General features: G+C 72.1%; 10 protein-coding genes. 5 read left to right on the forward strand and 5 right to left on the reverse strand.

The window, feature by feature from the left end; translation table 11 throughout:
• Positions 1-355 precede the first annotated feature (355 nt).
• From IQ210_RS37790 to IQ210_RS37805, 4 genes are all read left to right on the forward strand, one after another.
• Positions 356-1,306, forward strand: a complete 951-nt coding sequence (locus IQ210_RS37790; protein WP_194083763.1) for a hypothetical protein — start codon at positions 356-358, stop codon at positions 1,304-1,306.
• A 30-nt stretch (positions 1,307-1,336) separates the two neighbouring features.
• Positions 1,337-2,860 carry an APC family permease gene (locus IQ210_RS37795; RefSeq protein ID WP_194083764.1) on the forward strand — a complete coding sequence of 508 codons (1,524 nt, stop codon included), beginning with the start codon at positions 1,337-1,339 and terminating at the stop codon, positions 2,858-2,860.
• 84 nt (positions 2,861-2,944) lie between these two features.
• Entirely contained in the window at positions 2,945-3,712 is a 768-nt protein-coding gene (locus IQ210_RS37800) for a molybdopterin-dependent oxidoreductase (protein ID WP_194083765.1), read from the forward strand.
• Positions 3,696-4,316, forward strand: a complete 621-nt coding sequence (locus IQ210_RS37805; RefSeq protein ID WP_194083766.1) for a cytochrome b/b6 domain-containing protein — start codon at positions 3,696-3,698, stop codon at positions 4,314-4,316. The genes IQ210_RS37800 and IQ210_RS37805 overlap by 17 nt, the downstream gene beginning before the upstream one ends.
• Positions 4,317-5,558: 1,242 nt before the next feature.
• Here IQ210_RS37805 and IQ210_RS37810 read toward each other — a convergent pair.
• Entirely contained in the window at positions 5,559-6,956 is a 1,398-nt protein-coding gene (locus tag IQ210_RS37810; protein WP_194083767.1) for a GntP family permease, read from the reverse strand.
• Positions 6,957-7,002: 46 nt separating this feature from the next.
• Positions 7,003-7,509, reverse strand: a complete 507-nt coding sequence (locus IQ210_RS37815; RefSeq protein WP_194083816.1) for a gluconokinase — start codon at positions 7,507-7,509, stop codon at positions 7,003-7,005.
• 148 nt (positions 7,510-7,657) lie between these two features.
• Between IQ210_RS37815 and IQ210_RS37820 the strand changes: the two genes are divergently transcribed.
• Positions 7,658-8,359: a FadR/GntR family transcriptional regulator gene (locus IQ210_RS37820; protein WP_194083768.1), complete on the forward strand. Its 702-nt coding sequence runs from the start codon at positions 7,658-7,660 to the stop codon at positions 8,357-8,359.
• Here IQ210_RS37820 and IQ210_RS37825 read toward each other — a convergent pair.
• The 3 genes from IQ210_RS37825 to IQ210_RS37835 form a co-directional block, all read right to left on the reverse strand.
• Positions 8,356-8,736, reverse strand: a complete 381-nt coding sequence (locus tag IQ210_RS37825) for a YchJ family protein (RefSeq protein ID WP_194083769.1) — start codon at positions 8,734-8,736, stop codon at positions 8,356-8,358. The genes IQ210_RS37820 and IQ210_RS37825 overlap by 4 nt on opposite strands.
• Positions 8,737-8,747: 11 nt before the next feature.
• On the reverse strand, positions 8,748-10,091 hold the full coding sequence (locus tag IQ210_RS37830) for a M1 family metallopeptidase (protein WP_194083770.1): 1,344 nt from the start codon (positions 10,089-10,091) through the stop codon (positions 8,748-8,750).
• Between the two features lie 68 nt (positions 10,092-10,159).
• Positions 10,160-14,011 carry a Pls/PosA family non-ribosomal peptide synthetase gene (locus IQ210_RS37835; RefSeq protein WP_194083771.1) on the reverse strand — a complete coding sequence of 1,284 codons (3,852 nt, stop codon included), beginning with the start codon at positions 14,009-14,011 and terminating at the stop codon, positions 10,160-10,162.
• Position 14,012: the final 1 nt, after the last annotated feature.

Raw genomic sequence — 14,012 nt, forward strand, 5'->3', positions numbered from 1 at the left:
CGGCCTGCTCCCGGGAGTACCCGGATCCGGGCGGTTGACTCGGTCACGTGCGGGGGCCCGCGACCTTTCCGCCATGGTGAGTGCCCCGGTCGCGCGGCGCCATGGTCTGCGCCACATTCAGGCCGGTCGCGGGTGCGCGGACGTACGGTGAACATTCACAACTGCCCCACTGATCCCACAAGTTGACGCGTGTAACACCCGTTCCGACCTTGACGGGAACCATTGGCTGCGGGTTTGCTGTCCGTGATCAGTTGCCCACGCCCTGATGATCAGCTCCGTTGGTCAGCGCCCCGTGGGCCAGTTGCCCCTGCCGAACAGCCGACGTCGAGCCACGTCGCACGAGGAAGTCTCCGCGGTGTCACCACCCCCGCCACCCCTCGGCCGCAGCCGCCGACGCGCGGCCCAGGCCTTCGACGCCGCCCTCGACGACGCCGAACTCGGCGCCGCCCGCGCCGCCCTGGCCCAGGGCCGCTGGCAGGCCGCCCGCACCCTGCTCGCCCACACGGGCGACGAGTGGGATCTGCGCGGCCACCGTGTGACCGTCCTCGCCATGGAGCCGTACAGCGCCGCCTGGACCCGCGACTGGCTGCTCGCCGAGCCCGAGTCCGCCGACGCCGCCGTCCTGCTCGCCCTCGCCCAGGTCCAGCGCGCCCTGCGCGGCAAGGAGAAGCCCGACCGCGCCCGCGAGGCCTGCCGCACCGCGGCCGACCGGGCGCCCGCCGACCCCACCCCCTGGTTAGGCATGCTCATGCTGGAGCAGGGCTCGACCGCCGCCGAGAACGCGGTCCGCCTCTTCGAGCAGATCCGCGCGCGTTACGCCGACCACCACCACGCCCACCACCTGATGGTCGCCCGCCTCGCCGAGCACCGCGCCGCCGCCGGGCCCGACCCGCTCCACGAGGTCTACGACTTCGCCAACTGGGCCGCCGAACAGGCCCCCGCCGACTCACCGCTCGCGATCCTCCCGGTCATCGCGCACGCCGAGCGCTACCGCGTCCTCGCCACCGCCGGACACGAGCCGCCCGACCCGGCCGCTTCCGGCCACTGGGTCGGCCGCCGGGCCCGCCAGGTGATGAAGTCGGCCTTCGACTGGTGGCTGGAGTGGGAGCACGAAGGGCACCCGCGTCGCCTCGTCGACCTCAACTTCCTCGCCCACGCCAAGGTCTGCGAGGGCCGCGGAGCCGAGGCCGCCGCCCTCTTCCACCGCATCGGCGAGCACCCCACCCCGGCCCCCTGGTCGTACCCCGACCGCGACCCCTACCCCGCCTTCCGTGCCGCCCGCGACCACGCGCTCGGCACGGTGTAACGCCCCCGAACCCAGCTAAGGACGGTCCCGATGACCACGAGCAGAGCCAGCGCCGGCGACGGCATCAGTACCTACAAGGGCCAGGAACGGGCCCTGCGCGCCGACCGCCTGGGCACCGGCGGCCTGCTGCTCTCCGTCCTCGCCGCGACCGCCCCCCTCATGGTGGTCGCGGGTGTCATGCCCACCACATTCGCGGTGATGGGCATCGTCGGACAGCCGCTGCTCTTCGTCGCCCTCGGCGTCATCCTGATCCTCTTCAGCGTCGGCTACGCCGAGATGAGCCGGCACGTCCACAACGCCGGCGCCTTCTACGCCTACATCTCCCGCGGCCTCGGCGGCACCGCCGGCGCGAGCGCGGCCCTCGTCGCCCTCGTCGCCTACAACGCCCTCCAGGTCGGCATCTACGGCATCTTCGGCTTCGAGGTCTCCGGCCTCTTCGCCACCTACGCCGATCTGGACATCGCCTGGTGGATACCGGCGCTCGCGGCCGTCGCCGCCGTCGGCGCGCTGGGCTGGCTGAAGATCGACGTCAACGCGAAGGTGCTCGGCGTCCTGCTGGTCATCGAGGTGGCCCTGGTCGTCATCTTCGACATCGCCGCCGTCGCCGACCCCGCCAAGGAAGGCCTGTCCCTGCACGCCTTCAATCCGGACACCCTCACCGGCGCGGGCGTCGGCACCGCGCTCTGCTTCTGCATCGCCGCCTTCCTCGGCTTCGAGCAGGCGCCCGTCTACGCCGAGGAGACCAGCCGCCCGCACGTCCTGGTGCCGCGTGTGATGTTCCTCGCGGTCGGCGGTGTCGCCGTCTTCTTCGCGCTCAGCAGCTGGGCCCTCACCGTCGCCACCGGCCCCTCGCAGATCGTCGGCGAGTCCCAGAAGCAGAGCGCCGGACTGCTCTTCGGCCTCACCGAGTCCCGCCTCGGCGGCACCTTCACCGACGTCCTGCACGTGCTGTTCGTGACCGGCATGTTCGCGGCCATGGTCAGCTTCCACAACGTCGTCGCCCGGTACGCGTTCGCCATGGGCCGCGAGGGTCTGCTGCCGCGCGCCTTCGGCCGTACCACGGGTTCGAGCGGCGCCCCCGGCACCGGCTCGCTCCTCCAGACCGCCGTCTCCGCGGTGATCGTGATCGCCTTCGCGGTCGCCGACGACAAGCCGACCGGCGACCCGACCGAGCCCGTCCTGCACCTGTTCACCTGGGGCGGCAACATCGGCGCCCTCGGGGTGATCGTGCTGATGGCCGCGGCCTCCTTCTCGGTCGTCGTGTTCTTCGCCCGCCGCGGCGCCGCCGGCGCCCAGGCCTGGCGGCTGGTCACCTCCGCGATCGCCGGGATCGCCCTGCTCGTCATCGCCGGCTACACGGTGAAGGACTTCGACGTCCTCGTCGGCGCCGGCCCCGACTCGTCCCTGAGCTGGGTGCTGCCCGGCATCATCGGCGCGGCCGTGGTCGTCGGCCTCGTCCAGGGCCTGTACCTGCGCTCCCGCTCGCCGGAGGCCCATGCCCGGATCGGCCTGGGCAACGAGGCGTTCCAGCTGGACAAGGCGGCCTCTTCTTAAGAAGGCGTGAGAAGTGGTTACGGAAATCTGACGGGCACCCGCGAACCCTGGTCCGCCGGGGTTCGCGGGTGTTCGAATGAGTACGTGAATCCGGAACAACCCGAGCCGGACGGCCCGCGCCCTCAGGCGCAGGACCGGCACCCCGAAGCCGCCGGCCGCCCCATCGGCCGCCGCGTCCTCCTCGGCACCCTCGGCCTCGGTGCCCTCGGCGTGGTCACCGCGCCCACCCTGCAACGCGGCCTGGAGGCCTTCCTCGGCAGCGCCGCCGACAAGGACCCCACCGGCCTCACCGGCCTGCTCCCCAACGGCGGCGGCTTCCGCTACTACTCGGTCGCCTCCTCCGTCCCGCACAAGAACGCCGCGAACTACCGCCTGCGCATCGACGGCCTCGTCGACCGCCCGGCCACCTACACCCTCAACGACCTGCGGGCGATGCCCCAGACCCGGATGGTCAAGGACGTCCAGTGCGTCACCGGCTGGCGGGTCCCGGACACCCCGTTCGAGGGCGTACGCCTGTCCCAGCTGCTCGACGCCGCCGGGGTACGGGCCGAGGGCACGGCGATCCGCTTCAGCTGCTTCGACGGCACGTACACCGAGAGCCTCACCCTCGACCAGGCCCGCCGCGCCGACGTCCTGGTCGCCCTGCGCATGCAGGACAAGGACATCGGCCACTCCCACGGCGGCCCGGTCCGCCTCTACGTGGCCCCCATGTACTTCTACAAGTCCGCCAAGTGGCTCTCCGGCATCACCGTCACCAAGGACGTGCAGCCCGGCTACTGGGAGGACCGCGGCTACGACGTCGACGCCTGGGTGGGCCGTTCGAACGGACGGGACGATGACCCTACGAGCTGACGCCCCGCCTCAGACCCACGTCCGCCGCTTCGGCCGCACGCAGCGCTGGGTGCACCGCAGCACGGCCGCCCTGATGGGCGTCTGCGTGGCCACCGCCGCATGCCTCTACATCCCCGAGTTCGCCGAGCTCGTCGGCCGCCGCGAACTGGTCGTCCGCATCCACGAGTGGGCGGGCCTCGCCCTCCCGGCCCCCGTCCTGGCGGGCCTCGCCTCCCGCGCCTTCCGCGCCGACCTCGGCTTCCTCAACCGCTTCGGCCCACACGACCGCGTGTGGCTCCGCGCGGCCCTGCACCGCGACAAACGGCGCTCCTCACGCCCGGCGGGCAAGTTCAACGCAGGGCAGAAGATCTACGCCGCCTGGATCGCGGGCGCCTCCCTGGCCATGCTCGGCACGGGCCTGCTGATGTGGTTCACGCACCTCACCCCGATCCAGTGGCGCACCAGCGCGACCTTCGTCCACGACTGGCTGGCCCTGACGATCGGCATCGTCCTCGCGGGCCACATCGGCATGGCCCTGGGCGACCCGGAGGCCCGCCGCGGCCTGCGCACGGGCCTGGTCAGCAAGGAGTGGGCCGACCGGGAGCACTCGTTGTGGCGACACTGACCCGGTAGGTGTCACCACCACATCAGGCGCTACGACGGTAAAGACCCCCTCAGCCCGCACCTCCACGCCCCCGAACTGAACGACCACGTCAACGTCCTTGGGCAGCCCGCCCGGCTCGAACATGGGCACCACCACATCCACCACCACCCGGCCACCACCGCCCGCCGACTCCAGCACGGGCGCACCATCCGCTGAGGCCAGCACCGGCGGCCCGCCCGCCGAGCCCACCGCGGCCGCACCGTTCGCAGATCCCGGCACGGCTGCACCCTCTGTCGACCCCAGCACCGGCGGACCCTCCGGCAGTCGCCCGTCGATCAGTACCCGCCCGTCCCGCAGCAGTTCGGCCGGGTCGAAGTAGACGCCGGTCAGTTCTACCGCCACCGTCTCGCCGGGTCGTGCCTCGCCGTCGCCGCCGGTGTCGACGCCGGCCAGGCGGTAGGCGCAGGCGGGGGCACCGATGGAGGAGGTCTTCAGCTGCACGGTGCCGCCGGGGTGCCGGCGGTGGAAGTCGAGCAGGCCGCCCAGGACGGTGTACGCGGCCCGCCCCTTGCAGGTGTCGGCCCGCCCGGCGAGGGCGGTGTATTCCTCGGCCGCCGACGCCCAGCTGCCGCCTTTGCCCTGCACGGCGAGACAGGCCGAGGCGAGGCCGCGCAGCAGCCGCCACTCCGGGTCCGCCGACGCGGCCGGGATGCCGTCGAGGACGGCCCGGCACTCGGTGGGGGCGCGGAGCCGGTCGTACACGCTCGACGGGTCCGAAATGCCGTCGGTGTTCGGTGAGTTCGGGCCGGGCGGCAGCCACGGCGGGCTCTGGAGGAGCCGGTTGCCCGGCGAAGGCGCGGGGGTGGGGGAGGGGGCGGTGCTCCCGGGCCCGCGCGGGCTGTCGGTGACGTCCGGGGTGTGCGCGTGCCCGTCGGGCGACGGCCGGGCCGGCGTGAGGGACGGCAGCGGTGCCGCCCGGCGTCCCGAGGGAGTGGGGCTCGACGGACCGGCGGTGACGATTCCGCCGCCCCCGTACCCTCTGTCCGGCGTGTCACTTCCGCCCCCGCTGAAGGCCGCGGCGGCCACCGCCACCGCTCCGGCCAGGAGCAGCCCCGAGACACGCATCCCGAGGGAAACCGCCATGACGCCCCCCACGACGACGGTAGGCCCCTGGGGCCAGAAACCCAGGGGCCTACCATCATCGGTCCACCGACGCCCGGTTGGAAGCCGGTGACCTCATCCTCGTACCGCGCTCTCGTGTCGCTAGATGATCAGCGACAGCAGCAGCACCACACCGCCCGCGACCACCGAGATGATCGTCTCCATCACGGACCAGGTCTTGATGGTCTGGCCGACGTTCAGGCCGAAGTACTCCTTGACCAGCCAGAACCCGGCGTCGTTGACATGGCTGAAGAACAGCGAGCCGGCGCCGATGGCGAGGACCAGCAGGGCCGTGTGGGTCGTCGACATGTCGGCGGCCAGCGGGGCCACCAGACCGGCCGCGGAGACCGTGGCCACCGTCGCCGAACCGGTCGCGAGCCGGATGGCCACCGCGATCAGCCAGGCCAGCAGCAGCGCCGGGATCGACCAGTCCTTGGAGATGTCCAGGATCATCTGGCCCACGCCGGTGTCGATCAGCGTCTGCTTGAAGCCACCGCCCGCGCCGACGATCAGCAGGATGCCCGCGATGGGCGCCAGCCCCTTCTCGACCAGCGGCGTGAGCCGCTCCTTGCCGAACCCGGCGGGCCGCAGCAGCGTGAAGATGCCGAGGAGCACGGAGGCGAGCAGGGCGATCAGCGGCGAACCGATGACGTCGAAGACCCGCTGCGTGGTGTTCTCGGGGTCGTCGATCACGATGTCGACCAGCGCCTTGGAGAGCATCAGGACGACGGGGAGCAGGATCGTCGCCAGCGTCGGGCCGAAGCCGGGACGCTTCTCCAGGTCCTCCGAGGCACGCTGCGGAATCATCCGGTCCGGAGCCGGGACGTCCACCCAGCGGGCGGCGTACCGGGAGAACAGCGGACCGGCGATGATCACCGTCGGGATGGCGACGAGGACGCCGAGCGCCAGCGTGACACCGAGGTTGGCCTTGACCGCGTCGATCGCGACCAGCGGGCCGGGGTGCGGCGGGACCAGGCCGTGCATCACGGACAGACCGGCGAGCGCCGGGATGCCGATGCGCATCAGCGAGTAGTTGCCGCGCTTGGCGACCATGAGCACGACCGGGATCAGCAGCACGACGCCGACCTCGAAGAACAGCGGCAGACCGATCACCGAGGCGATGAGCACCATGGCCCACGGCATCGACCGGCCGCCCGCCTTGGCGAGGATCGTGTCGACGATCTGGTCGGCGCCGCCGGAGTCGGCGAGCATCTTGCCGAGGATCGCGCCCAGCGCGATCAGTACGCCCACACCGGCGACGGTGGTGCCGAGACCGCCGGTGAAGCTGGTGATGACCTTGTCGAGCGGCGCCCCGGCGAACGCGCCCAGCGCGAGCGAGCCGATGGTCAGCGACAGGAAGGCGTGGAGCTTGAACTGGGTGATGAGCAGGACGATGACGGCGATGCCCGCCAGGACGGCGATGCCCAGCTGAGCGTGACCGGCCGAGGTGATGGGCTCGACGGGGTCCGCTGCCAGCATCTCGACGCTGAGTCTGGTCACGGGAGTTCCCTTGCAGGTACGGGGATGGGGGAGGGGAGGCGGGGAGTTACGAGAGCTCGGCGAGCGCCTTGGCGGCGCGTCCGGTGATCTCCTCGGGGCTGCCGGCCACGTCCACCACGACACCCGGCTCGTCCTCCTGGAGCGGCTGGAGGGTGGCGAACTGGGAGTCGAGCAGCGCGGTCGGCATGAAGTGCCCCTGCCGATGGGACATGCGGTCCTCGATGAGGGCGCGGTCGCCCGCGAGGTGCACGAACACGAGACCGGGAGCGGCGGCGCGGAGCCGGTCGCGGTACGACCGCTTCAGCGCCGAGCAGCTGACCACCCCGCCGAGCCCCGCCCGCCCGTGCGCCCAGTCGCCGATGGCGTCCAGCCACGGCCACCGGTCGTCGTCGGTGAGCGGAGTACCGGCCGACATCTTGGCGATGTTGGCCGGCGGGTGGAAGTCGTCGCCCTCGGCGTACGGGACGCCGAGCCGAGCGGCGAGCAGCGGACCGATGGTGGTCTTGCCGGTGCCCGCGACGCCCATCACCACGACGACATGGGGGGTGTTCATCACTGCCTCACTGTCCGTTGTCTTCATCGACAGGTCGACGCCCTCGGGCGTCGACGACACTGAAACTCATTAGGTACGACGAATTCAAGAGTCTGTGACAAATAAGTCTGACTTTTTGTTCCCGTGACGTGCCCCGTACGCTGAGTGCATGAGCACACCGGGCCGGGGGCTGCACGGCCAAGTACTGGACACCCTCGGACCTGCGATCACCGCGGGCGAGTACCCGCCGGGCAGCGTTCTGCGCACCGACGAACTGGCACAGCAGTTCGAGGTCTCAAGGTCGGTGATGCGCGAGGCGGTCCGCGTCCTGGAGTCCATGCACCTCGTCGAGTCCCGCCGCCGCGTGGGCGTGACGGTCCGCCCCAAGTACGAGTGGAACGTGTACGACCCTCAGGTCATCCGCTGGCGCCTGGCCGGCGCCGACCGCCCCCAGCAACTGCGCTCGCTGACGGTCCTGCGCTCGGCGATCGAACCGGTCGCGGCGGGCCTGGCGGCGAAACACGCCACGGCGGAGCAGTGCGCCGAACTCACCGAGTGCGCCCTGGGCATGGTGGCCCACTCACGCGGCCACCAGCTGGAGGGCTATCTGGTCCATGACATGGCTTTCCACCGGGTGATCCTCACGGCGTCGGGCAACGAGATGTTCGCCCGTCTCGGTGACGTCGTGGCCGAGGTCCTCGCGGGCCGCACCCACCACGAGGTCATGTTCGAGGACCCCGACCCGGCCGCCGTCACCCTGCACGTCCAGGTCGCGGAGGCGGTCCGCGAGGGCGACGCGGTACGAGCGGAGGAACTGACCCGCGAGATCACGGTGGGCGCGCTCCAGGAGCTGGACATCCTGGCCCCCTAGTCCAGGGTGGGGAACTCCCCGTCGACGTACACCCACGCCCCGTCCACCCGCTCGAACCGACTGCGCTCGTGCAGCGAGCCACCCCGGTAGGACGCCCGGAACTCCACGATCCCGGTGCTGTGGAAGGCGGACCCGTCCCCCGTGCCCAGGATCTCAAGGCCCGTCCACCGCATCCCCGGATCGAGGTCGAGCCGCGCCGGCCGCGTCCGCGGATGCCAGGTCCGCAGCAGATACGGCGCGTCCAGCCGCACGAAGGCGCAGTAACGGGACCGCATGAGCGCCTCGGCGGTCGGCGCGGCGGCGGCACCGGAGTGGTAGCGCCCGCAGCACTCGTCGTAGGACCTGGGCAGGCCGCAGGGGCAGGTACGCGCGTTCATGGCACCCATTCTCAGCCCGCCGCCCGAGTCTCCGGCATCGGCAGCGGCGGCAGCTCCGCCCCGTACACCCACGCGTCGAAGACGTCGTCCAGCGGCTCGGACGCGAACCGCGCCACATGCGCGGTGAACGTCGTGGTCGTCACCGCCCCGCCCCGGTGCAGCCCCGCCCAGCCGCGCAGCATCCGGAAGAAGGCGTCGTCGCCCATCGCGCAGCGCACCGCGTGCAGGGTCAGCCCGCCGCGTTCGTAGAGCCGGTCGTCGAACATCGACTTGCGGCCCGGGTCCGCCAGCCGCAGGTCCTGCGGCAGCCCCGACAGCAACCGGTGTGCTGCGGCGGCTAGTTGCTGGGCACTACGGCCGCCCGAACGCTCCGACCACAGCCACTCCGCGTACTTCGCGAACCCCTCGTTGAGCCAGATGTGCCGCCAGTCGGCGATCGAGACACTGTTGCCGAACCACTGGTGCGCCAGCTCGTGCGCCACCAGCCGCTCCGAACCCCGCGCCCCGTCCACGTGGTTGGCGCCGAACAGCGACAACCCCTGTGCCTCGACGGGGACATCGAGCTCCTCCTCCGTCACCACCACCGCGTACTCGTCGAACGGGTAGGGGCCGAACAGCTCCTGGAAGAGGTCCATCATCTGTGGCTGCCGCGCGAAGTCCCGGGAGAACTCGGGAAGCAGCTGCGCCGGGATGTGCCCGTGCTGCGGCACCCCGCCAGGACCCGGATCACCCAGCAGCACCGTCTGGAACTTGCCGATCGCCAGCCCCACCAGATAGCTGGAGGTCGGCGCCGACTGCTCGTACACCCAGGTCGTCGTGGACGCACGGGTCGTACGGGTCAGCAGCCTGCCGCCCGCGACCACCGCGTACGCCGACGGCGTGGTGATCGAGATCTGGTACGACGCCTTGTCCGCGGGCCGGTCGTTGCACGGGTACCAGGACGGCGCCCCGATCGGCTGGCTCGCCACCAGCGCCCCGTCCTCCAGCTCCTCCCAGCCCAGGCCGCCCCACGGGCTGTTGACCGGCTTGGGATTGCCCGACCAGTGCACCTCGACGGTGAAGGCCGCGCCCGGCCGCACCGGCTTGGCGGGGCGGACGCGCAGCTTGCCGCCGCGGTGCGTGTAGTGCGGCTGACGCCCGTCCACCCGCACCCGCCCGATCCGGAAGTCGGCGAGATTCAGGAAGAACTCGGTGAGCGGCGAACGCCCCGCTATGCCGTTGATCCGGGCCGTGCCGGACAGCCGGTTCGGGCCCGGACGGTAGTCCAGCGCGAGCTCGTACCGGTGCACCCGGTACCGCGCGTCACCGTTGTCCGGGAAGTACGGGTCGGACCCCGCCGCCTGCTGAACCGCCACTGGTGTGTCTACTCCCTGCGCCGTACTGCCACTCTGACCGCCGCCCATGGGCTCCGAGTGGCCCGCGCTCAGGGACGCCATGCCTCGATCGGATTGCCGAGCCAACGGGTGTCGTCGGGGACGGACTCCGCGGCCATGACGAGCGACGCGGGACCCAGGGTCGTACGGGCCCCGATCATGCTGCCGGGCAGCACGATCCCGCCAGGACCCAGCGTCGCGCCCTCACGGAGGACCACAGTATCCGTCCGCAAGATCCGGTCGTGGAAGAGGTGCGTCTGGAGCACACAGCCCCGGTTCACCGTCGCCGCGTCCTCCAGCGTCACCAGGTCCGTCTCCGGCAGCCAGTAGCTCTCCACCCAGACACCCTTGCCGACCCGCGCCCCGAGCCCCCGCAGCCACGCCGTCATCAGCGGCGTACCCGGCACCGAACCCGCCAGCCACGGCACCGCCACGACCTCGACGAACGTGTCCGCGAGCTCGTTGCGCCACACGAAGGAACTCCACAGCGGATGCTCCCCGCTGCGATGCCGCCCCACCAGCAGCCACTTCGCGACGATCGACAGCAGTGCCGCCGCGACACCGGCCGCGAGCAGCATCAGACCTGACAGGGCCCAAGCCCACACACCCAGCGCGCACAGCGCCGCCACCGTCAGCACCCCGATCGCCGCCGAGCAGAACACCGGCACGATCCGGCACAGCTCCACCAGGCCGCGCGCCCACAGCAGCCGCGCAGGCGGGTCGTACGTCCGGCTCTGGTCGCCGTCGGCCGCTCTGCGCGGCAGCTTCACCGGCGGCAGCCCCAGATACGAGCTGCCCTTCTTCGCCTTCTTCGGCGTCGCCGACAGCACGCCCACCAGCCCGCCGTCCGGCACGGACCGCCCCGGCGCGGTCATCCCCGAGTTCCCGAGGAAGGCCCGGCGCCCGATCTCGGCCCGCCCGATCCGCATCCAGCCGCCGCCCAGCTCGTACGGCGCGGTCAGCGTGTCGTCGGCCAGGAACGCCCCCTCGCCGACGGTCGTCAGACTCGGCAGCGCGAGCACGGTCGACACCTCGGCCCCGCGCCCGATGCGCATCCCGAGCAGCCGCAGCCACACCGGCGTGACCAGCCCGGCGTACAGCGGGAACAGCGTCTCCCGCGACCGGTCCATCAGCTGCGTCACCGTCCACGCCTGCCACCCGACCCGGCTGTGCGTCGGATGCGTCCCCTCCCGCAGCCCCAGACTCAGCAGCCGCACACCGACGAGGATCAGCAGCGCGTACGCCGCCCCGAAGGCCAGCGTCGCCGGTACGAGGGCCAGCGCGGCCCCCGTGAGCGGCGCGTCCGGCGTGAAGAACACCCGGCCCACCAGGAACGCGGCCGCCCCCGCCAGCACCGGCAGCGCGCTCAGCCCGAAGCCGCTCACGCCGTACATCACCCGCCAGTACGTCCCCCGGCGCGGCCGTTCCTTGGGCCAGTTCCGCTTGGCCTTGCCCAGCTTCACCGCGGGCGCGCCCGCCCACCGCTGACCGGTGGGAATCTGCCCGGTGACCGCCGAACCAGGCGCCACCTCGGCCCGCTTGCCGACCCGCGCGCCCGGGAAGAGCATGCTGCGTGTCCCGACGACCGCGTGCGCGCCCACCTTGACCTGGCCGATCTCCAGCCGGTCACCGTCCAGCCACCAGCCGGAGAGGTCCACCTCGGACTCGACGGCCGCGCCTCGCCCGAGCTTGAGCATGCCGGTCACCGGCGGCAGCGAGTGCAGGTCGACGTCCGGGCCGACCTTGGCGCCCAGCGCCCGCGCGTACCGCTCCAGCCACGCGCCGGTCAGCCCGGTCGCCCCGCTGAACTCGGCCAGCCGCTCCGCAGTCCAGAGCCGCAGATGCACACTCCCGCCGCGCGCGTACCGCCCCGGCCGAACTCCCCGCAGCAGCAGCCGCGCCCCGCCCGCCGCGATCGCGAGCCGCCCGGGCGGACTGAACAGCACCAGCGCCCCCGCCCCGACCAGCCACCAAGGGGCGGTCGGCAGCCAGGCGTACGGCAGCACGTTCCCCAGCGCGGCCAGCACCACGGTCCAGCGCAGCCCCAGCAGCGTGAACAGCGGCACCAGCAGCAGGAGTTGCAGCACCTTCGCCCGCACCGGAACCGGTGCCACGAACCGCGTACCGCCGTCGTCCTGCGCCGACTTCTCCAGCCTGCGGGCCAACTTCCGCAGCACCGGCTGCTGGTAGATGTCCAGGACGGCCGCGCTCGGGTAGCGGGTACGCAGGCGCGTGGTCAGCTGCGCGGCGGCGAGGCTGCCGCCGCCGATCGCGAAGAAGTCGTCGGAGGCGCTGCTCACCGGGATGCCGAGGACTTCCGCCCACTGCTCGGCGAGCCAGGCCTCGGTGCCGTACAACTGCTCGGCGGGACCGGAGGTTTCGAGGTTCTCCAGCGGCCAGGGCAGGGCGTTGCGGTCCACCTTGCCGCTGGTCCGCGTCGGCAGCTCGTCGACCGGCGCGAGCAACGGCACCAGCGCGGCGGGCAGTTCGGCGCGCAGCTTCTCGACGGCCGTCGCCGGGTCCCAGCCGTCCTGCGTGACGACATACCCGACGAGCAGCTGATTGCCGCTGCGCGCGGTCCGTACGGCCGCCGCGGCACCGGCGACACCGGGCAACGCCTGCAACGCGGCGTCGACCTCACCCAGCTCGATCCGTCGCCCGCCGAGCTTGATCTGCTCGTCGGCCCGCCCGAGGAACACCAGCCCCTCGGGCTCCGCTTTCACGAGATCCCCGCTGCGGTACGCCCGTTCCCAGCCCAGCGATTCCAGCGGCGCGTACTTCTCCGCGTCCTTCTCGGCGTCCAGATAGCGCGCGAGCCCGACGCCGCCGATCACCAACTGCCCACTGGCGCCCATGGGTACGGGCTCCCCGGCCTCGTCGACGACCGCCAACTCCCAGCCGCGCAACGGCAGTCCGATCCGGATCGGCTCCTCGCCGGTCATCAGCGCCGCACAGGCCACGACGGTCGCCTCGGTCGGCCCGTAGGTGTTCCACACCTCGCGCCCCTCGGTGACCAACCGCTGCGCCAGCTCGGGCGGGCACGCCTCACCACCGAAGATCAGCAGCCGCACGTCGTTGAGGGTCTCCGGCTCCCAGAGCGCGGCGAGCGTCGGCACCGTGGAGACCACGGTGATCTCCTGCTCGACCAGCCAGGGCCCGAGGTCGGCCCCGCTCCTGACCTGCGAGCGCGGCACCGGCACCAGACAGGCCCCGTACCGCCAGGCCAGCCACATCTCCTCGCAGGACGCGTCGAAGGCGACCGACAGGCCCGCCATGACCCTGTCACCCGGACCGATGGGCTCGTCGGTCAGGAACAGCGCGGCCTCGGCGTCCACGAACGCGGCGGCACTGCGGTGACTGACGGCGACACCCTTGGGCTTGCCGGTCGACCCGGAGGTGAAGATGATCCACGCGTCGTGCTCGACCCCGGGCCGCGCGGCGGGCACCTCACCGCGCCCGGTGACGGTCAGCTCGTGCCCGGCCCCGACGACGGCCCGTACCTCCGCCTCCCCGAACACCAACCCGGCCCGCTCGTCCGGGTCCTCGGCGTCCACCGGCACATAGGCGGCACCGGCGGCGAGTACGGCGAGAATCGCGACGTAGAGATCATTGGTCCCGGACGGAACCCGCACCCCCACCCGGTCCCCGAGCCCGACCCCGGCCTCCGCGAGCCGCCGCCGCAGCCGCTCCACCTCGACGGCCAGGGCGCGGTAGGTGAGGCACGTCGCGCCGTCGTCCAGGGCGGGCTCGTCGGCGTAGGAGCGCACGCACGCGTCGAAGATGTCGACGAGCGTGCGCGGAGAGGCCGCGGGGCCCCCGGAGAAACGGGCCGTGTCCCCGAACCGCTCGCGGATCTCCTCATCGAGCAGGCCGAGAGCACTGCTCTCGTGAATGGCTGCCATC

Source organism: Streptomyces justiciae (assembly GCF_015163075.1).
In the GTDB taxonomy this organism is placed as follows: domain Bacteria; phylum Actinomycetota; class Actinomycetes; order Streptomycetales; family Streptomycetaceae; genus Streptomyces; species Streptomyces justiciae.

Coding starts and splice junctions, on each gene's coding strand:
- IQ210_RS37820 (WP_194083768.1), top strand. CDS start 7,658: ATGAGCACACCGGGCCGGGGGCTGCACGGCCAAGTACTGGACACCCTC.
- IQ210_RS37795 (WP_194083764.1), top strand. CDS start 1,337: ATGACCACGAGCAGAGCCAGCGCCGGCGACGGCATCAGTACCTACAAG.
- IQ210_RS37825 (WP_194083769.1), bottom strand. CDS start 8,736: ATGAACGCGCGTACCTGCCCCTGCGGCCTGCCCAGGTCCTACGACGAG.
- IQ210_RS37815 (WP_194083816.1), bottom strand. CDS start 7,509: ATGAACACCCCCCATGTCGTCGTGGTGATGGGCGTCGCGGGCACCGGC.
- IQ210_RS37805 (WP_194083766.1), top strand. CDS start 3,696: ATGACCCTACGAGCTGACGCCCCGCCTCAGACCCACGTCCGCCGCTTC.
- IQ210_RS37835 (WP_194083771.1), bottom strand. CDS start 14,011: ATGGCAGCCATTCACGAGAGCAGTGCTCTCGGCCTGCTCGATGAGGAG.